This is a genomic window from Aquibacillus salsiterrae (assembly GCF_028416595.1).
GTDB lineage: Bacteria > Bacillota > Bacilli > Bacillales > Amphibacillaceae > Aquibacillus_A > Aquibacillus_A salsiterrae.
In genome coordinates this window covers 173033-193342 of record NZ_JAMQKC010000005.1, presented here as the reverse complement: position 1 = coordinate 193342, position 20310 = coordinate 173033, and the positions used below count along the sequence as shown (strand labels likewise).

General features: G+C 40.0%; 17 protein-coding genes and 1 riboswitch. Of the genes, 10 read left to right on the top strand and 7 right to left on the bottom strand.

The window, feature by feature from the left end; genetic code table 11:
- Position 1: 1 nt before the first annotated feature.
- The 4 genes from NC799_RS08695 to NC799_RS08680 all read right to left on the bottom strand — a co-directional run bounded on the left by NC799_RS08695 (position 2) and on the right by NC799_RS08680 (position 5104).
- Positions 2-1237 (bottom strand): saccharopine dehydrogenase family protein, encoded by a 1236-nt coding sequence (locus tag NC799_RS08695; protein WP_272446050.1) that lies wholly within the window; start codon positions 1235-1237, stop codon positions 2-4.
- A 568-nt stretch (positions 1238-1805) separates the two neighbouring features.
- Positions 1806-2768: a GGDEF domain-containing protein gene (locus NC799_RS08690; RefSeq protein ID WP_272446049.1), complete on the bottom strand. Its 963-nt coding sequence runs from the start codon at positions 2766-2768 to the stop codon at positions 1806-1808.
- A gap of 498 nt (positions 2769-3266) precedes the next feature.
- Positions 3267-3776: an OsmC family protein gene (locus NC799_RS08685; RefSeq protein WP_272446048.1), complete on the bottom strand. Its 510-nt coding sequence runs from the start codon at positions 3774-3776 to the stop codon at positions 3267-3269.
- Between the two features lie 140 nt (positions 3777-3916).
- Positions 3917-5104, bottom strand: a complete 1188-nt coding sequence (locus NC799_RS08680; protein ID WP_272446047.1) for an MFS transporter — start codon at positions 5102-5104, stop codon at positions 3917-3919.
- A 231-nt stretch (positions 5105-5335) separates the two neighbouring features.
- Here NC799_RS08680 and NC799_RS08675 point away from each other — a divergent pair, with 231 nt between their 5' ends.
- The 4 genes from NC799_RS08675 to NC799_RS08660 all read left to right on the top strand — a co-directional run bounded on the left by NC799_RS08675 (position 5336) and on the right by NC799_RS08660 (position 8594).
- Positions 5336-6049 carry an SDR family oxidoreductase gene (locus NC799_RS08675; RefSeq protein WP_272446046.1) on the top strand — a complete coding sequence of 238 codons (714 nt, stop codon included), beginning with the start codon at positions 5336-5338 and terminating at the stop codon, positions 6047-6049.
- Between the two features lie 12 nt (positions 6050-6061).
- The gene (locus NC799_RS08670) at positions 6062-6709 is read left to right on the top strand and encodes a ThuA domain-containing protein (protein WP_272446045.1); all 648 of its coding nucleotides are present in this window, start codon (positions 6062-6064) and stop codon (positions 6707-6709) included.
- Positions 6710-6817: 108 nt separating this feature from the next.
- Complete coding sequence (larE, locus tag NC799_RS08665) at positions 6818-7609, top strand: ATP-dependent sacrificial sulfur transferase LarE (protein ID WP_272446044.1); 792 nt, start codon at positions 6818-6820, stop codon at positions 7607-7609.
- A gap of 112 nt (positions 7610-7721) precedes the next feature.
- On the top strand, positions 7722-8594 hold the full coding sequence (locus tag NC799_RS08660) for an aldo/keto reductase (protein ID WP_272446043.1): 873 nt from the start codon (positions 7722-7724) through the stop codon (positions 8592-8594).
- 206 nt (positions 8595-8800) lie between these two features.
- Here NC799_RS08660 and NC799_RS08655 read toward each other — a convergent pair whose 3' ends face one another.
- The gene (locus NC799_RS08655) at positions 8801-9784 is read right to left on the bottom strand and encodes a glycoside hydrolase family 43 protein (RefSeq protein WP_272446042.1); all 984 of its coding nucleotides are present in this window, start codon (positions 9782-9784) and stop codon (positions 8801-8803) included.
- A 200-nt stretch (positions 9785-9984) separates the two neighbouring features.
- Positions 9985-10068, top strand: a riboswitch (ZMP/ZTP riboswitch).
- Between the two features lie 210 nt (positions 10069-10278).
- On the opposite strand from NC799_RS08655, the gene serC reads away from it, so the two are divergent.
- The 3 genes from serC (at position 10279) to aguB (ending at position 13519) form a co-directional block, all read left to right on the top strand.
- Positions 10279-11361, top strand: coding sequence for a 3-phosphoserine/phosphohydroxythreonine transaminase (serC, locus tag NC799_RS08650; protein WP_272446041.1), 1083 nt, complete (start codon positions 10279-10281; stop codon positions 11359-11361).
- A 230-nt stretch (positions 11362-11591) separates the two neighbouring features.
- On the top strand, positions 11592-12620 hold the full coding sequence (locus tag NC799_RS08645) for an agmatine deiminase family protein (protein WP_272446040.1): 1029 nt from the start codon (positions 11592-11594) through the stop codon (positions 12618-12620).
- Between the two features lie 23 nt (positions 12621-12643).
- Positions 12644-13519, top strand: coding sequence for an N-carbamoylputrescine amidase (aguB, locus tag NC799_RS08640; RefSeq protein ID WP_272446039.1), 876 nt, complete (start codon positions 12644-12646; stop codon positions 13517-13519).
- A gap of 115 nt (positions 13520-13634) precedes the next feature.
- On the opposite strand, the gene NC799_RS08635 is transcribed toward aguB, so the two are convergent.
- On the bottom strand, positions 13635-14366 hold the full coding sequence (locus NC799_RS08635; RefSeq protein WP_272446038.1) for a hypothetical protein: 732 nt from the start codon (positions 14364-14366) through the stop codon (positions 13635-13637).
- Between the two features lie 315 nt (positions 14367-14681).
- Positions 14682-15479, bottom strand: a complete 798-nt coding sequence (gene fdhD, locus NC799_RS08630) for a formate dehydrogenase accessory sulfurtransferase FdhD (RefSeq protein ID WP_272446037.1) — start codon at positions 15477-15479, stop codon at positions 14682-14684.
- A gap of 599 nt (positions 15480-16078) precedes the next feature.
- Between fdhD and NC799_RS08625 the strand changes: the two genes are divergently transcribed.
- From NC799_RS08625 to NC799_RS08615, 3 genes are all read left to right on the top strand, one after another.
- Positions 16079-17347 (top strand): L-lactate MFS transporter, encoded by a 1269-nt coding sequence (locus tag NC799_RS08625; protein WP_272446036.1) that lies wholly within the window; start codon positions 16079-16081, stop codon positions 17345-17347.
- Between the two features lie 71 nt (positions 17348-17418).
- Positions 17419-17778 carry a Na-translocating system protein MpsC family protein gene (locus tag NC799_RS08620; RefSeq protein ID WP_272446034.1) on the top strand — a complete coding sequence of 120 codons (360 nt, stop codon included), beginning with the start codon at positions 17419-17421 and terminating at the stop codon, positions 17776-17778.
- 176 nt (positions 17779-17954) lie between these two features.
- On the top strand, positions 17955-20309 hold the full coding sequence (locus tag NC799_RS08615) for an FdhF/YdeP family oxidoreductase (protein WP_272446033.1): 2355 nt from the start codon (positions 17955-17957) through the stop codon (positions 20307-20309).
- Position 20310: the final 1 nt, after the last annotated feature.

The following is a 20310-nucleotide window of genomic DNA, read 5'->3' as shown; positions in this document are numbered from 1 at the left end:
CTTAACGTGCATACTCCGGTTCTTTAACAACTGGTTTTCCATCGACAAGCTCAGGGTCAAAGCTTTCTTTCCATGGTAATCCCCATTTGTTTAATGCTTCCATGAACGGATCTGGATTAAATTCTTCAATGTTGTATACGCCTGGCTTGTTCCATTTTCCTGTCATGATCATCATCGCGCCAATCATTGCTGGAACACCTGTTGTATAAGCAACTGCTTGTGAGCCAACCTCCGCAAAGCATGCCTCATGGTCACAAACGTTGTATACATAGTAAGTCTTGGCTTTACCATCTTTTTTACCTTGGAAAATACATCCGATATTTGTTTTACCTTTTGTTCTTGGTCCAAGGGATGAGGGGTCTGGTAATAATGCTTTTAGAAATTGAAGGGGGACAATTTGTTGACCTTCATATTCAATTGGCTCAATCGAAGTTAAACCAACATTCTCTAAGCACTTTAAGTGAGTTAAATAGCTTTGACCAAATGTCATGAAGAAACGGATTCTTTTTAGTCCAGGAATATTTTGTGCTAGAGATTCAAGTTCTTCATGATACAAAAGGTACATGTCACGTTCGCCAACTTCTGGAAAATCATAGACGCGTTTGATTTCCATCGGATCAGTTTCAATCCACTCACCATTTTCCCAGTATCTTCCGTTTGCCGATACTTCACGAATATTAATTTCTGGGTTAAAGTTCGTTGCAAATGGATAGCCGTGGTCACCTGCGTTACAGTCCAAAATATCGATGTACTCAATTTCATCAAAGTGGTGCTTTAGTGCGTGTGCAGAGAATACACCTGTAACGCCTGGGTCAAATCCGCTACCTAAAAGTGCGGTAATTCCGGCCTTTTCAAAGCGCTCGCGGTATTCCCATTGCCATTTATATTCAAACTTTGCCGTATCTTCCGGCTCATAGTTCGCTGTATCCATATAATGCGTTTTCGTTGCAAGACAAGCATCCATAATCGTTAAATCCTGATATGGTAATGCTAAGTTCATGACGATATCTGGTTTTACCTCTTCAATCAAAGCAATTAGCTCGTCTACGTTGTTTGCATCTACTTGCGCAGTCGTGATTTTTGTTTGTCCACCATCTAGTTTTGCTTTTAATTCATCACATTTAGATTTAGTACGACTCGCGATACAAATTTCTTCAAAAACCTCACTGTTTTGTACACATTTGTGGATAGCAACAGATGCTACACCACCACATCCGATAATAAGCGCTTTTCCCATTTTCATTCTCCTAACTAAATAGACTTTTTAAAAGCAAGACAAGAGCTACTGTGAAACAATCTACTATTCTAGTAACACAAAAAAGCAAGTGTTAAACGCGTAATCTTTGCGCACAACACTTGCTTGATATAATTATCCTATTTAAATAGCACACACAGGCCATGACAAATAAAGTCACACTGCTATGTTTACCATAAATGTTCATTATGATAGGAAGCTATTAAATATTCAAATATATCATTGTAGGATCAGAGTATTAGCAAATAATTACTTTTACCACTCTTATTGATCGTTTCACAAGTTGTGTGCGTATGCACTGGTTATAAAGTTACCAACTTATAAAATTTGAGCTTTTAACTCAATCAATAAGGCAACTTTAAGCTGCCAATCGGTATTTGACCCGGCGTACCGTTGCCTTAACTTCTGGTGAGAAGTGGTCAAAATTATCTGCTTGGAAAGGTGATCCAACTATATTGAATATTAGCTTTCCAAATAAATCTACTCCATATTATCAGCATCTAATTAAAATAGCAATAGCGAATTTTTATAAATTTGTCGAAATTTAAAGTTATTTGAGATTATTAAACCATTCCTTATAGTTTTTCTTATATTTATACATCCGTTCATCGGCAAGTCTAATAAAGTAATCTACATTTACTTTATCTATCTGCTTAACTAAAGTGATTTCCGCAACACCAAAGGATAAAGATACCAAAGGCTGATAAGTTTTTATCTGATTGTCAAGGCGTAGGGCAATCTCTTTTGCATTTTCTTCGGTACAGTTTGGTAGGATTAGAATAAATTCATCCCCACCAAAACGAAAGGCACTATCAAAATTAGACCTAACATTGTTCAAAATAGAGGAAAACTCTTCTAATAACTTATCACCTTCCATATGACCAAAAGAATCATTGATTGATTTAAAGTTATTTAAATCAATAATCATCAATGTAAGCGGGTAGCCGATTCGATGAGCTTTAATCATTTCTTCCACAATAAGTTGATAAAAATATCGACGATTGTACAGGCCAGTTAAAGGGTCTGTGATACTTTGATGGGTTAACTTTTCATTTTGTTTATCCATATATCCTTCAAAAAACGCATGTTGTCTTGTGTTCGTTAATTCATAGAAACGTTCAATTAGTAAGGGGATTTGTTGATTATGATTAGAGAAGTCTAATGTTCTTAGTAAGTGGCGGATACTCCACATCCGGGTACTATGTGTAATTTTAAGCATTAAATCAAGCGTCACATGTGAATTTTCAGCAAACATTGCCCCTAGTTTAAACCCCTGTTGATTAGAGGTAGTGATGAATTGTTCATACTTTTCCTGTGAATAAAATAAGGCGTGGCAGTGATTTTGGAAAGTATGTAGTAATTCCTTTGGATAGCTCGGACTGTATTTCATATATAATTTAAACATTCTCACTTGTTTCATCTCGTCTAAATGGTCTTGCACAACTTGCGGTATTACCTCTACAAGTTCATGGAGTAGCGGATTACTAGAAGGCATAACTTGATCATTTGTCATATGTGGTCCTCGTTTACCATTTTTAGGATATTTTATATGATAATAGTATTATAAAAGTGGCGATTATTCAACAATTAAATGCAGATATCTGGTTTTGTTGGGTCAATTGGAGTGGGTAGGTTTGAGTGGATTGTTTTTTGAAAGACAGTAACTATAAAAAACCAAGGCGCTTACGCTTTTCAGGGTGACCAAGGCGCTTACGCTTTTCTTATTGTCTAGCTACAGCGCCTACCCCTTCGAGTCGTAAGTCAATCCTCTACATGGCGAAGACCGCCATTACGAGGCTTGTCTTACGCTTTTCAGGGTGACCAAGGCGCTTACGCTTTTCTTATTGTCTAGCTACAGCGCCTAGTCCCTCGAGGTCTTAAGCAAAAAATCTTTGTGGCAAAGAGCACCACATAGCTTCTTTGCTTAAGCTTGTCGGGTCTGACCCAGGCGCTTACGCTTTTCTTAAAAAAGAGTATAAGTTTGCGGCGTGCAAACCTATACTCTCATGTACTATTTGGTTACGGTATGTAACACGTCTACGTTTGTAGGATTTGAGATCGTTTGTTTTACAACACAATAACGCTCAGTCAATTTAAGTAAGGATGCAAGTTGTTCTTCAGTAGCATCTGTATCTAGGTCGAATTTAAGGCGAATGTCAGAGAAGCCGACTGCAGCTTCTTTAGATACACCTAGTGTGCCGCGGAAGTCTAGGTCCCCTTCTGCTGTAATCGTTCCGCCACGAAGTTCAATCTCAAGTGACGTAGCAACCGCCTTAAGTGTTACGCCTGCACATGCAACTAATGCTTCAAGCAGCATATCTCCGGAACATAGGGCCAGGCCGTCTCCTCCTGTAGCTGGGTGGAGTCCCGCTTCAACGAGTGCTTTCCCTGTTTGAACACTACAAGAAACACCTTCACCAATCTTACCGTTAGCTTTTAACGTGATCATCGCATCGTCCGGATTCTCACGGTATTTATCTTTTAAAGGCTTTTGAAGGTTACGTAATTCTTCGCTTTTCATTAAAAATCTCCCCGCTTTCAAGTTACTTAAAAAAAGGACAAGTCCTTCAAATTTACTATAGATATTTATCCATAGTAACACATTTTCGTAAGACTTGTCTAAATTTTACCTTTTTTTAAACAATTTAACGTTACTTCACATCAAAGCGCTGACGATTGATCTGTTTGGACAGGGTAATCATCGACTAACGCTTTATTCGATCGAGTCGAATACCAGAAATAGAAGACGCCAATTAGACTAATCACAGCTAAACTAGCGAAAACAATTCCATAACTATACAAGTCAGCGAAAAACCCACCTACAATTCCACCGATAATTTGCCCAGCACCTTGGAGGACAATAAAGTTCATCATTTGCCCACTTACTTTTAACTCTTTTTGAACATGACGATGGACATACTCAGCTAAACAAAGATAAACGAGGATGAACGAACCCCCGTGTAAAAGCCAAAGAAATAATATCGTATACGAGTTCAACCACACGGCGTAAAGTGTCCACCTCGTAACATTAAACAGTCCAGAGATTAAAATAATTTTGCGAATGCCAAGTTTTTCGTACAGTTTATCAAAAAAGAGCATAAAGGGAAACTGACTAAAGGAGCCAATCATAATCCCGATGCCAAGCAATCCGACAGAAATCCCTTGTTCCACGCTATAGAGTGCATGAAATGAAATAAAAAAACCAAAACCGGTACTTAAAATAAGGGTGTACAAATAAATCCGACGAAGCGAGCGGCTCTTTAACACTTGCCAAAATTTAACCTTTTGGCGGTCTTGTTGATAGCCTTTGATATTAGGAATCCAGAAAGACACAATAAGGGCAATGAACATTAATGAGGAGTACAAGATAAAAATCGCATCAATACTGTATTCAATTAATGAACCCGCAATCACCGACATGACGGCAAATCCTAATGATCCAAAGGTACGAACATTGGAAAATTGGAAGTTTTCTTTAGCAGATAGTTCTAACGATATAGCGTCACTAAGTGGATTGATTGCCGATTGAAAGAAATAAAACGAGCAAGCAACCAGTAGTAATAATAGAAAATTATTGCCAAGTAACGGAAACAACCACACGAAACAAGCAGCAAATAAAAGACATAGACGAAGGACGTTATTTTTTGCCTTGGCCCGGTCGCCGCGAACTCCCCAAAATGGATTGGCGAGTACACCAATGATTGCACCAACAGATGTTAAAATACCAATTTTGCTATCAACAACGTCCATCTCCGCGTAAAATAATGAAATATAGGATACTAGACTAGAAGTGGCCATAAAGATTAACGTATAGTATAACGATGTCTTAAAGAATGGATTTTTCGGCATAGTCCCTCCTTTTTTTGAAAACGTTTCCTATTATTATAAGCAAGCTAGAATTAACTAGCAATCTTTTTAACTCTTTTAACGGTATCAATCATTGCTCTCTCTTTTAGTTGCTCACCTAACGGGCTTTAATAAACTTCGAATACTAGATAAACTTTCTTAGCAAATCAACAGGATATTGAAACAATGCTAGAGAATAATGTAAGGGTATCCACTTTAGGAGGGGGAAATTTGATGAAAAAGACAGTGTATGTTACAGGAGCAGACCGAGGTCTTGGGTTGGCGCTTACAAAGGTATTCCTTGAGAAAGATTTTCAAGTTTTTGCCGGAAGATACATGAATGATTGGCCAGAGCTTGATCAGTTAAAAGAGACGTATGGAGACGATTTACACATCTTATCGCTTGATGTTACGAATCAACAATCGGTTGACGAAGCTGCTCGGTACATAGAACAGACAGCAGGAAAGCTTGATATTTTAGTGAATAATGCAGCTATCTATAAAGACCGGTCTGAGGATATATTTGGTGAGTTCAACTATGAGGATATGATGAAGTTGTTTGATACCAATGTATTTGGTCCATTACGTGTGTCAAAATCAGTCGTGCCATTATTGTTGAAAGGCGAAAGTAAGATGCTTGCGAACATCTCATCAGAAGCGGCAAGTCTCGCTGATTCTTGGCGGAAAAAAGAATATGGCTACTCGATGTCAAAGACAGCATTGAATATGCAACTAACCATTTTGCAAAATCAATTAGCGGAGCAGGGGGTAAAAGTGCTGGCATTCCATCCTGGTTACGTAAAAACGTATATATTTGGCGAATTTAATGACGAAGCAACGATTGATGCAATGGAATCGGCAACGGGAATTGTTAGCGAAATATTGAACTCGCCTGCAATAGAAGAGCATATGTTTATTGATTATCAAGGAAATAAAATGAACTGGTAAGGAGCGAGTGATATGGTGAAAATTGTAGCATTGTTAGGAGATTATTGGCATCCAGAAGCGGAAGCGAGAGTCGGGTTAGAAGCTGCTATTGATAGACTTGCGAATAAAGAGGAAGTCAATTTAGCGTTCATTACCTATGAAGAAGTAGGAAGAGCATTAGAAGCTAACCCAGACCTTTTTATCAATGGAAAAATGGATGAGATCAATCCAAGAGATGAACAGGTCATCACATGGTTAACCGATGAGTTGGATAAACAACTAGTAAACTATGTAGAAGCTGGCGGCAGCGTCATTGCTTGGCACGCAGGTATGGCTTCCTATCAAAAGGATAGTAGCTATATTAAGATGCTACGCGGTTCGTTTGACTACCATCCCCCAGGATTACAAGAAGTTACCTATATGTTAAAAAAGGATGAAAAGAGCGGGCCGAACACGTTTGTTTTATCCGATGAACAATATTTCGTTGATTGTGATCAGGCCAATACAGAAGTTGATTTATGGAGCACAGGAGTTGACGGTGATTCGATTGCAGGATGGAAACATTCCTATGGGGAGGGAAAAGTTTGCTGCTTCACTCCAGCACATACACAAGCAGGCATGCTTAATGAAAACATCTCTACCCTTTTAGCGGAAAGAATTAACTGGGCCCTAGCAAAGTAAGTGCGTTTCGAATTAGCTGACATTTGTTATGACTGTGTTATAATTAATTTGAAAACGTTTTAATGACAGACAACCATTAGCCATAAGGGGAAAGCGAGTTGATGTGGCATGCTTGATAAGAAGTTATATGATTTACAAGAAATTTTGCGAGAATTAGAGAGTGTCGTTGTAGCATTCTCAGGTGGAGTAGATAGTACGTTTTTGTTAAAGGTTGCCCTCGATGTGCTCGGTCCTGAACATGTCTTAGCTGTGACAGCAGATTCAGAGACTTATCCGTCGACAGAACTAGAGGAAGCGAAACGATTAGCACAATTGCTTGGAGCTCCACATCAAGTGATAGAAACGTCCGAGTTAAATATTCCGGGTTATGCAGAAAACAATAAAAATCGGTGTTATTTCTGTAAACAGGGTTTATTTGAGGAAATTAAGCCAATCCTAGACCAAAGTGGTTTTAAAAATGTCGTTTATGGGTTAATTGCAGACGATATGAGTGAGCACAGGCCAGGTACACGTGCAGCTAGAGAACATGGGGTACGAGGACCACTCCAAGAAGCCAATTTATTTAAAGAGGAGATTCGTGAGCTATCCAAGCAAATGAATTTGGAAACGTGGGAAAAGCCATCGTTTGCATGTCTTTCTTCGAGGATTGCTTACGGTGAAATGATCACGTTGGAAAAATTGACTAAGGTTGAGAAATCGGAACGTTATTTGAAAGGGTTGGGTCTACGTCAAATAAGGGTTCGTACCCATGGGGATATCGCTCGGATTGAGGTTGAACCACACGAAATGGAAAAGCTCCTGCCTCATAACGAGGAAGTTACAAACCAATTAAGAGAATATGGCTACAAATATATTACGTTAGATTTAGCAGGTTACAAGAGTGGAAGTATGAATCGATAGGAAAACACGAACTTTGGTGTACATAACGTGATTCGTAGCCGTTATTTTTTGTGACACAAGTTTTAAGTGCTTGTTAAAAGTAAGTATTAAAAGGTTAAAGGAAGGCGATTTCATGTTAAAACGACGGTTAGGGCGAATAGGCTATGAGAGTACAGTTGTTATGTTTGGTGCAGCGTCTTTAGGTGCAGTTAGCCAGGAAGAAGCAGATCAATCAATCTCCCATGCTCTTGAGAAAGGTGTAAACCATTTTGATACGGCTGCAAGTTATGGAGATGCAGAAGTTCGGATGGGGCCGTGGATGCCAAAGGTGCGCGATCAAATTTTCCTTGCAACTAAAACGGGTGAACGCACAAAGGAGAAGGCAAAGGCAGAAATCCTGCAGTCGCTAAAACGCTTGCAAGTGGATAAGCTTGATTTAATCCAACTCCATGCAGTATGTAACCTTGATGATTTGGATCAATGCACGAAAAAGGGTGGAGCATTGGAAGCGGTTATTGAAGCAAAAGAGGAAGGATTAGTCGATTACATCGGTATTACCGGGCATGGGCATCTTGCACCTGCAACTCACCGCGAAGCATTGAATCGTTTTGATTTTGATGCAGTGTTGACACCGTTCAACTATTATTTGTATTCCATGCCGGAATATAAAGCGGATTTTGATGCTTTAGTGCAGGAGACGACGAAGCGTGATGTTGCATTACGCGTCATTAAGGCGATTGCCAAGGGTCCGTGGAAAGAGAATCAACCGAAGAAGTATGCAACTTGGTATGAGCCGTTTGATGAGCAAAAGCTGATCGATGCGTGCGTGCATTTTGTTTTAAGTCATGAAGGAATCGATGCGTTTGCAAGTGCCGGCGACATTCACTTATTCCCTAAGATTATCGATGCGGTCCTTCGTTATGGCGAGATGACGGACGAGGAAGCAAATGAAGTATTAAGTAATATACCAGAGTATTACACGCCATTTGTGAATATGCCTTTTTAATAAGGGAAAGTGAAGAACCAGGTCGGTCGCCTGGTTCTTTTTTATAAGTATGGTGTGAGGGTGTGAATTCGGACAGGGAGAGAAGGAATCACTAGAACCGAGTCCGAATCAGGATTGATCACCCGCCTCACCTCACCCCGCAGCATCATCCAACAACGCAAAAAAACCTACAAGACTAGCCGAAGCTAAACCTTGTAGGTCAATTATTAATCTTGATAAGGGTCAATCGTTTGAATGGTACCGTCTGCATTATACTGGATTTCAGTATATTTCACGCTGCGCTTATGGTTTATCCCGTCCGATAAGGAGCAGTCATGATAGAACAAATACCACTTGCCTTGAAACTCAACAATTGAATGGTGCGTTGTCCAGCCAATAACTGGCCTTAGAATAACACCTTTATACGTGAACGGCCCAGTTGGGCTATCGCCAACAGCATAAACAATCTTATGCGTAGAACCTGTCGAATAAGATAAATAATATTTTCCATTGTACTTATGCATCCAAGCACCTTCGAAAAATCTTCTGTCTTCATCTCCAGCTACAATTGGATTTCCATCCTCGTCAACAATAGAAATTTCCTTAGGCCCTTCTATAAAGGTAAGCATGTCGTCACTAAGCTCTGCAACGTAAGGCCCTAAAGCAGGTGAATTTTCTGCTGGTCCTTCTGCATCAGCTTTAAATGTGCCAGTTTGCCATTTCTCTAACTGGCCACCCCATAGACCACCAAAATACATGTAGGCCTTGTCATCCTCATCAACTAAAACGGCTGGGTCGATGCTGAAGCTGCCTGGGATATAATTTTCTTCAGGTGTAAACGGTCCTGCTGGATTGTCACTTGTAGCGACCCCAATTCGGAAAATATCATCCTTGTCGCGGGCAGGAAAATAGAGATAATATTTATTGTTTTTGTACGCTGCATCCGGAGCCCACATTTGTTGTTTAACCCAAGGAACATCCTTCATGTGCAAAGCTTCACCATGGTCCACTACAGGTGAATGAAAATCATCTAATGATAAAATGTGATAGTCTTCCATCGCGTATTGGTCCCCATTATCATTGGATTCCATTTCGATATCCAAATCATGAGATGGGTAAATATAAAGCTTTCCTTCAAACACGTGTGCAGATGGATCTGCTGTGTAAATATGTGTGACAAGTGGTTGATTTGGTTGTGGTTTTTTTGTCATGGATAATTCTCCTTCTATGTAATTGGTATTACTATACTACTATATCAGTTTTTTAGAGAAAATCGAAACGCTTTCTAAATTTTTTTAGTGCAAAGTAATAAAACATTGATTAACATTCCTTATACTTTTCTTAATAAAATCGATTTATTTTTTAGATAATGGACGTTGTAATCCGGTTTAATTATGATAAAATAATCACAAAGATTATGTGTAACTGACGATGCTAGCGGATAACCGCGGGGGAGCACATAACAAGGATTAGCCGGGTCGTCTGGGCAATGGGGTAGGGGATTTTCCTTGCCTCTTTCTGTTTTTATATCAATTGCTTCCCGAGTTAGTTGTTGTTAACAAGTGCAGTGCATGCTTGGAAAAAACCATGAACTGTCTCTCTCGCCTCCGTTTTTCTTAAAAGATAAATATAAAAAGATCCAAGAGCTGTCTAGCTCCGGCGCCTGCGCTTTTTTTAAAAATTATACAGAATAGGATGTTGCTAAATGAATCGAGTCTACAATTTCTCAGCTGGTCCGTCGATGCTTCCATTTCCAGTATTGGAAAAAGCACAAAAGGAATTAGTAAGCTACAATGAATCAGGTATGTCGGTGATGGAGTTAAGTCACCGTTCAGGACTATTTACGAACATAATTACGGAAGCAGAAGCGTTACTCCGTGAGCTCATGCAAATCCCTGATAACTATAAAGTATTGTTTACACAAGGTGGCGCTTCCCAGCAATTTGCAATGGTTCCACTCAATTTACTTAACAAGAGTGGTAAGGCAGACTTTATCCATACGGGTTCTTGGTCAAAAAAAGCACTCAGTGAAGCGAAGAAATACGGGGAAACAAGGGTGATTGCATCGTCTGAGGATGAGAATTTCACGTATATCCCGGATGTAGATGTAACGATGATCGATAAAGAAGCTGATTACGTTCATATAACGACGAACAATACGATTGAAGGGACTGCTTTTGCAACAATCCCAGACACTGGTGATGTGCCGCTAGTTGCTGATATGTCTTCTAACATCTTGTCTGAACAAATTGATGTATCGAAGTTTGGCATAATTTATGCGGGAGCACAGAAAAATATTGGTCCAGCTGGGGTGACAGTCGTTATTATTCGAGAAGATTTAATTGGTCAGGCAAAAGATTCGTGCCCGACGATGTTAAATTATCAAACATTTACTGACTCTGGTTCGTTATATAATACACCACCAACCTTTGCCATTTATATGGCAAAGCTTGTGTTTGAATGGTTAAAAAAACTCGGTGGCATCAAGAAAATGGAAAAAATCAACCGGGAAAAAGCAGCTATTTTATATGATTACATTGATCAATCAGAGCTGTTTGCCTCACCGGTTAAAAAGGGAAGCCGTTCGATTATGAACATTCCATTCATCATTCCGGGTCGTGAGTTGGATGCGCAGTTCGTTAAAGAAGCACAGGAAGCAGGCCTTGAGACGCTTAAAGGCCACCGTTCTGTTGGTGGCATGCGCGCAAGTATTTACAATGCAATGCCTGTTGAAGGTGTCCAGGCACTCATTCAATTTATGAAGGATTTCGAAACGAGAAATAAATAAGATCCTGCACATGGCGATAATTCCTACCTAAGGGAGGAGTTATCGCTTTTCTGAAAAGACAATAAAGTATAAAAAGATTGAAGAACTGTCTAGCTTCGGACGCCTAGCCCTTCGGGGTCATACAAGGCGCTTCTACTTTTCTAATTAAAAACTTAGTTACCAAACCGATCGTCGAGGCTATACTATGAGGATATATTTAACAAAAATTACATAAAAAGTGAGCGAGATGAATGCAATTAACGAAATTAGACTATAGCATGCCGGCTGAGTGGGAACTGCATGACCGTACATTAATCGCATGGCCTGTCAAAGAATCAATGGTGTATCCAGAACAATACGAGCAGGTTTGTGCTGGATATCAAAAAATTATTGAGGCCATTAGTGAATTTGAGCCTGTCACAGTCATCGTAAATAAAACGGCCGTTGACACCATCAGTAAAAAATTAACAAGTAACCAAATTACTTTGTTAGCGATTGATCATAATGATGCATGGCTCCGTGACAATGGACCAACTTTTTTAATAAATCAAGCGGGAGAACGTGCTGCGGTGAATTGGCAGTTTAACGCTTGGGGCGAGAAATACATGCCATATGATTTAGATGATCAGGTAGCAAACGAGATATTACATCACTTTCAGATCAAGTCACTTGATGCCCCGCTTGTGATGGAGGGTGGTTCGATTCATGTCGACGGGGAAGGGACGCTTATCACAACCGAAGAGTGCTTGCTCCATCCTAATCGGAACCCGAATCTTAGTAAATCAGAAATCGAGAATATCTTGAAAAAATACTTGAACGTTAGTAAAATCATCTGGTTGAAGCGCGGCTTAAGTGGTGACGAAACCGATGGGCACGTAGATAATGTTGCATGCTTTGTTGCACCTGGTAAAGTAATGATTCAAGTATGTGATGACAAAGAAGATGACAACTATCCGAATACGATTGAAAATCTTGCTATTTTACAAAACGAGACCGATGCATTAGGTAGGAAGATAGATATAGTTCCAATTAAGCAGCCGCCCAGACGATATTTTAATGGAAAGCGATTGACGTTAAGCTATTTAAACTACTATTTCGTTAACGGTGGCATCATTTTACCAGTTTTTGGTGAGGATGCAAAATTTACCGACGAAATGGCGATGCAAGCACTACAAGAACTTTTTCCAAGCCACAAGATTCGTACGGTCGATGGGATGGCAATTATCCGTGAAGGTGGAAATGTCCACTGCACCACCCAGCAAATGGTGGCAGGAAAGTAACTAGGTAGAAATGAGGGAATAGCATGAGACTAGTGAGTGTTGCTGCAACACAAATGAGTTGTACGACGAACATTGATGAAAATATTGCGAACGCTGAGAGATTAGTGAGGCAGGCAGCAGCACAAGGTGCACAAATAATTTTGTTGCAAGAATTGTTCGAAACACCTTATTTTTGCCAAAAGGAAAAAGCAGATTACTATGTTTATGCAACCGAGCTTGAGGAAAACAAGGCAATTAACCATTTTCAAGCAATCGCAAAAGAATTAAAGGTTGTCCTGCCAATTAGTTTTTATGAGAAAAAGAATTATGCAAGGTACAACTCGGTTGCGGTGATTGATACGGACGGAAAGGTGTTAGGTAAATACCGGAAAAGTCACATACCAGATGGGCCTGGGTACGAGGAGAAGTTCTACTTTAATCCTGGGGATACTGGTTTTAAAGTATGGCAAACCCGCTATGGTAAGATTGGAATTGGTATTTGCTGGGATCAGTGGTATCCAGAAGCGGCTCGAGCAATGGCGTTAATGGGGGCGGAAATTCTATTTTATCCAACAGCGATTGGGTCTGAGCCACACGACTCCTCGATTGATTCCAAGGATCATTGGCAAATGTGTATGCTTGGCCATGCGGCAGCTAATGTGATGCCGGTAGTTGCTTCTAACCGGATTGGTGTCGAGCGCGATGATGATTCTGAGATTACGTTTTATGGTTCATCGTTTATTGCAGGCCCACAAGGAAATAAACTTGCAGAGGCGGGACGGTCGGAAGAAACAGTCCTCGTTGCTACATTTGATTTAGATGAACTAGAGACGCAACGAATCGAGTGGGGAATTTTCCGTGATCGCCGTCCAGATTTGTATAAAGTAATTACGTCATATGACGGTGAGATTAAGTTGTAATTTGAAAAGAGATAGTGTCTAACGTGGCGCTATCTCTTTATTTGTTTAATAGTAATAGATAAGAAAGTATAAAAAGATCCAAGAGCTGTCTGGCGCGACTAGCGCTTTTTCTTATTCACATTGGGGATAAGAGAATCGTGATCATCGCACCTTTCGATAGGATAAAGAGCATCGATGCCGTGATACCAGTCGTTCCAATTAGAAATCTGACAAAGGCTAGTCGTCTAATTAATTTTAAAGTAAGAATAGTGATTGCGAGCAAACTGATGCAAAAGAAAAACGCGTAATCGGCGAGAATAATATTCTGGTCTGAGATCGATAGATAACCTAAATAAACCCCGAAACCTAATGTGGTAATCAATACCAATTTGCTTGTAGCGGCTACTAATTTTTTTAATAAACTAACTTTCTTGAAGGTTAAGCTGCCCCGGTAGACTGGGAAGGAATGTCTAACGTAGCGATGCTTTTCGATGAGCATAAGTAAACCAATTATTAACAAGATAAACAGTAGGGTGAAGGAAAAGTTACTCTGTCCTGCAAGGTAGGTTGAAAAACTTGTTACTAGTGGGATTGCAATCATCGTTGTAATAGTAAAAATTAAATAAAAGTAATCCAACAGCTTTTGGTCACTAGAGGTTATCGCGACCATCGTATTCAAAATTAGGGTGATGATTAATCCTGTTTCTAAATCCTGTGAGTGTAAACTTGATGAGGCTTGGAAGAAGTAAATAACAAGCGATGATAACATCATAATGTTAAAGATAAGAAGACTCGTTAATAAAAATAACTTAAAAAACACTTTCGGCGAGCGGGTTCGGTGGGTTCTAACATACATTTTTCGTCGCATGGCTTTATATCCTTTCACTTTTTTGTCAGTGATGTGAACGAATTATGAATGGCTCTATCTCATTCCTATGTACGAAAGCCTTTAGTTAGAACAAAAAAAGTAGGAACAGTTCACATTCCCTCTTTCGCAAAATTTCACAGATGCTACCTAGAGCAAAAACTGCTGAAGTCTGATGTTATCCACTTATCTACCAAAAAAAGGATACGTGTTGCCGTATCCTTTAATCAGATAGATTCCCTTTTACTTTTCTTGGCGATTTGCTGCAATTTCCACAGCCGACTTTTGTATAGTGGCACCATTCGATCATTAATCGAGTCATCCATCCCATTTACTTATTCGTTCTGGGTGTGAGTACACATTAAATGTTTGACCGCGAATGAATCCTACCGCTGTAATGTTCAGGTCATCTGCTAGGTTAATCGCTAGATCAGTTGGAGCGGATTTGGATAAAATCACCCCGACACCGATTTTAGCTGATTTTAATAAAACTTCAGATGAAATCCGTCCACTGAAGACGATAATCTTATCTCGAACAGGAATTTTATTAATTAAGCTATGGCCATAAAGCTTATCAAGCGCATTATGTCTACCAATATCTGTCCGGTCGACAATGACCTCTTCTGTGTTACATAACGCTGCATTATGCACGCCACCAGTATTTTTAAACAGTAAACTATTTTCTTGCATCGTTTTCATTAACCGAATACAGTCTTTGGCATCAACGATAATGTTGGCCATTGATGTTTTCGCTGTCCGGACATCGCTTTGTAAATAAAATTGGCGACTTTTCCCGCAACATGAGCCAATAAATCGTTTCGAATGGTCTTGCTTTGCTAAATCTAACTTTGAGTTAACGGTAACACGGGCAAAGCCCATATCCTCATCAATCTTCAGATCAGTAATGTCATCTTTAAATAAAATCACACCTTCAGATGCTAAAAAACCAATCACGAGCTCTTCTAAGTGTGTTGGCGTACAGACCATCGTCGCAAATTCTTCCCCGTTAATATAAATGGTGAGGGGAAATTCTGAAACAATTTCATCCTCTGCTTCTATTAATTGTCCATTTTCATACCGAACAATTGGACGTTTTTCACTCATTTCATGACCCATCAGACCACCCCTTTATCCGAAACAAATGTAATAACTAATCATATACCATAATTTATTGAACACAAGCAATTGTTTTGTTTTTTAAAAAGATAAGAAAGCTTGCCTTAGGCTGGGCATAGCGCCTTCGTTTTTCTTTTTTAAACTATTTTAGTTAGAGGTTAAGATATATTTAATATATATGTTTAAACCTATTGCTAGTCTAAACGCTTTCATGGTATTATTTTGAAAAGTTCATAGAATTGTAACAATATCAATTCGGGATAGCGACCCTGTCGCCGGTTAATGTTGTTACAACAATTTATGAAAATAAGATCTTTACTGTTGGGCCAATAGTAGCGAATCCTGCTGTTTACTAACCGTAATCTTTCCTAAGGACGACGTATGTTTTCTTCTGGAAGGGTTACGGTTTTTATTTAGAAATAAAAAAGTATAAAAAAATCCAAGAGCTGTCTAGCTCCGGGCGCCTAGCCCCTCGGGGTCATAAGACAATCCCTTCTGTGGCAAAGACCGCCACGTCAGGGTTTGTCTTATGCCTGCCTTAGTCTAGCAAGGCGCCCTGCGCTTTTCTCTAAAAAAAATAATAGAAAAGGGGTTATCGGATGGAAAAAACGAAGAACAGATGGCTGATTGCCTTATCAGCTGTCGGTATCCACATCTCGATTGGATCTGTCTACGCTTGGAGTAACTTTACAGATCCGCTGATTAACCAATTTGGCTGGTCAGCAAGCCAAGTGCAATTCACCTTTAGCTTGGCGATATTATTTCTAGGGTTATCAGCAGCATTTCTTGGCCATTTTGTTGAAAAATATGGCCCGAAAAAAGCAGGCTTACTCGCTGCGGCATTTTTCGGTATCGGCATATTCGGATCTGGTTTTGCTGTTAACATGAGTTCGTTACCGCTCTTATATATTTTTTATGGAGTGCTTGGTGGAATAGGGTTAGGTGTCGGGTATATTGCACCAGTTTCAACACTAGTAAAATGGTTTCCAGATCGTCGCGGGCTCGCAACGGGACTTGCAATTATGGGCTTCGGATTTGCGGCAGCGATTAGTAGCCCGATTATGGATGCGTTAATTAAATCAGTTGGAACAGCTAACACATTTTACATTCTAGGACTTTCGTATTTTATTATTATGGCAGCATCATCTCTATACTTAGAAAAGCCTGCAGAAGGCTGGATGCCGGAAGGATTTAAACAAAAAATCGATTCAGGCAAAACAACTGTGAAGCAAGACTTGGCACAGCTTACCGCGAATGAAGCTGTGAAAACACCTCGATTCTATTATTTGTGGCTAATGCTGTTTATTAACGTTACATGTGGGATTGCAATCCTATCTGCAGCTAAACCACTGGCGGTAGAAAGTGTTGGTTTATCTACAACAGAAGCAGCGGCACTTGTTGGGGTTTTAGGTATTTTTAACGGATTAGGAAGAATTGGCTGGGCGTCGATTTCGGACTATATTGGTCGGACCAACACGTACACAACGTTCTTTGTCCTACAGATAGCCTTATTCGCAGTTTTACCTAATACTTCTTCTGTTATCTTGTTCCAAATCTTTTTAGCGATTGTATACACTTGTTATGGTGGAGGGTTTGCATCAATCCCTGCGTACATTGGTGACCTGTTTGGAACAAAACAACTCGGTGCAATTCATGGCTACATTTTAACCGCATGGGCAGCAGCTGGTTTGGTAGGTCCGATGTTTGCTGCATGGATGAAGGATACAACAGGAAGTTACGGTGCAAGCTTAACGTTCTTCTCCGTACTGTTTGTTGTTGCATTGGCCGTTTCCATTGTTATTCGATGGGATATTAAACGTCTATCCAAAGCGAAAGCGAGTGCACCTAATCACACAATTGCAGGTTAAATTTCCCTGTTGATAACAGTTTTGTGATAAGGTATAAGTAACTATAACTGTTTAGAAGCAGGAGGACTATAGTGAATAAGTATGAAGCCGAGTTTAGTAATCTTGTACGCAGTTTCAGGAAGAAGCATATGGGGAAAGGTCCTAGTAAAATTATAACAACCTTCTGTAAGAACTGGGCGATTTGTGAAATGGAGGGCAATTTATCTCCAGTAGAGAAATTCATTGCAAGTGCAGATGAAGGGAAGCAAGTTCTTAGGTCAGCACGAACAGAGATGGTTAAAGAGATGTACCGGAAAAACCGTCCGGTCGAGATGGAAGCATTTTTAGGATGCAATTATGTCGAATTATTTGTGGATATTGATATTGACCGGGATTTTGGAATGTCAATCTTTGTTTTTGATGAAAATATTGAAGATAAGTTTTGTAGATAATAGGTTAGGTACTAGGTAGCGATCCTGCCGTAGACTCAACCACCGTTTAAAGTATCTCCTTCTAAAAGGGGATGCTTTCTCGGTGGTTTTATTGTTGTTAGGCTAATTAACTTTTCAAATAACCTAATCATTTTAGGTGACATGATAAATAGAATAGTTATAGGGAGTGAGTTGTTATGGGCGAAACGAAACATCAGGGGCCAATTAAAATGTCAAAGATGCCTGCACCGGAGCATTGGGTGAGTCCGGTGCCGTTTGGTTTAGGTAAGGTTAAACCACATCACATTAGAGATACAATGAAAATCGTCTGGGAAAATAAAGACAACTTAAACTATGCGAAAAACATTTTAACGAAAGGTGTTTGTGACGGTTGTGCACTAGGGGTTTCCGGGCTACAGGATCAGACGCTGAAAGGGCCACACGTTTGTACAACACGGCTAAATGTTCTCCGCTTAAGTACGATGCCGGCAATGGATGAGTCAATTGTCCACGCTGATATTGATGAGCTGAAAAAATATAGCAGTAAAGAGCTACGTCAGCTTGGTCGAATCCCATATCCATTAATCCGTCGTAAGGGTGAAAAGAAATTTTCGCGAATTAGCTGGGATGAAGCGATGGATATGATTGCAGCTAAAATGAAGACACTTAAACCGAGACAATATGGTTTTTATTTAACATCGCGTGGAATTACGAATGAGTCCTATTATGTTGCAGGAAAAGTCAGTCGTTTCTTAGGAACAAATAACATTGATAACGCGTCACGAATTTGTCACTCACCGTCTAAAACGGCTTTAAAGCGTTCCGTTGGGATTGGCGCTAGTAGCTGTAATTATCAAGACTGGATAGGTACAGATGTATTGTTATTCTGGGGTTCTGTTGCGTCAAACAGTTCACCAGTTTCTACAAAATATATGTTAGCTGCAAAGAAAAAAGGAACGAAAATCATTGTTGTTAATCCATATAAAGAACCGGCAATGGATAAATATTGGATTCCGTCAAATGCAGAATCGGCATTATTCGGCACAAAAGTCGCAGATGATTTTTACCAAGTAAACATTGGTGGCGACATCGCGTTTATGCACGGAATCATGAAGTACTGGTTCGAGATGGAGGAAAAACAGCGGGGTTCTGCTATTAACCATGAATTTGTTAACGCGCATGTGAATGGTTACGAAGAATTGAAGGCTAAGGTCGACGAACAATCTTGGGATGAAATTGTTCATTCTTCTGGTGTGCCAAAAGACAGAATTATCGAGTTGTCGGAGTTGTTAGCCACTAGTAAAAACGCTGTTTATGCATGGGCACTCGGTTTAACGATGCACTCATTTGCAACCGATAATATTTCACAAGTAGCAAACCTAGCATTATTGCGTGGACACTTAGGAAGAAAGTATGCTGGCTTAATGCCATTCCGTGGTCACTCAAGTGTTCAAGGCACTGGGGAAATGGGTTGTGATCCATTTGTCTTGCCTGGTGGTGGCTGGGAAGAGGATAATGTCAAGCGAATTGAAAAACTTTGGGATTTTGAACTACCGAAGTGGCAAGGGGACATTGTTGGTGTTTCTTTAGAAAATGCTGTCCTGCCAGAAGACAATGAGCGAAAGCTAAAACTCTATTATATGAGTGGTGGTAATTTCCTTGAGACGATGCCGAACCCGGACTTTGTCGAAGAAGCATTAGCATCGCTCGACATTCGTGTGCATCAGGATATTATTTTTAATACATCGACGTTAGTGGATGCAAAGGAAGCGGTAATCGTTCTTCCGGCTAAAACAAGATATGAGCAAGAAGGTGGCGGAACATCTACATCGACGGAGCGAATGGTGTATTTTTCCCCACAAATTGAAGGGAACAAAAATACAATAGAAGAAGCACGAGCAGAGTGGAAAATCTATATTGACCTTGCAAAGCGTGTCAAACCAGAAACAGCACACCTAGTTGATTTCAAGGACGGGCAAGCGATTCGTGATGAGATTGCTTTGGCTAACCGCAATTATGATGGCATTCAGCATTTGAAGAAAGAAGGAGATGTCTTCCAATGGGGAGGCGCTTGGTTGTGTGAAGGTGGCGTGTGCCCTACTCCTGATGGCCGCGGGAACCTGATTCCAGTTGGGATTCCTGATTTAGATAAACCAAAAGGAAGCTTCTATATTACGACTCGTCGAGGCAAGCAATTTAACTCCATGGTTTATAAAGATACAGATCCGTTTAATAATGCGGAGCGTGATGAAGTGTTGTTAAATGAAGAGGATGCGAAATTATTAAATGTCGAAAACGGCGAACCAATTGTTGTCTATAATCAACATGGCACGTTCCAAGGGAAAGCGCATATCGCAGAAATCGCGCAAGGTAATATTGGTATGTTCTTCCCTGAAGGTAACTTCTTAATTCCAAAAGGGATCTACGACGGACCATCTGGAATTCCGCAATACAATGTGGCAGCTAAGGTAGAGAAAGCAGAACAATTTAATGCGAAGAAGGATGTTAGTTATTTAGAGAAACGTGTCAAGGATTTAGAGATGGAAGTTTAAT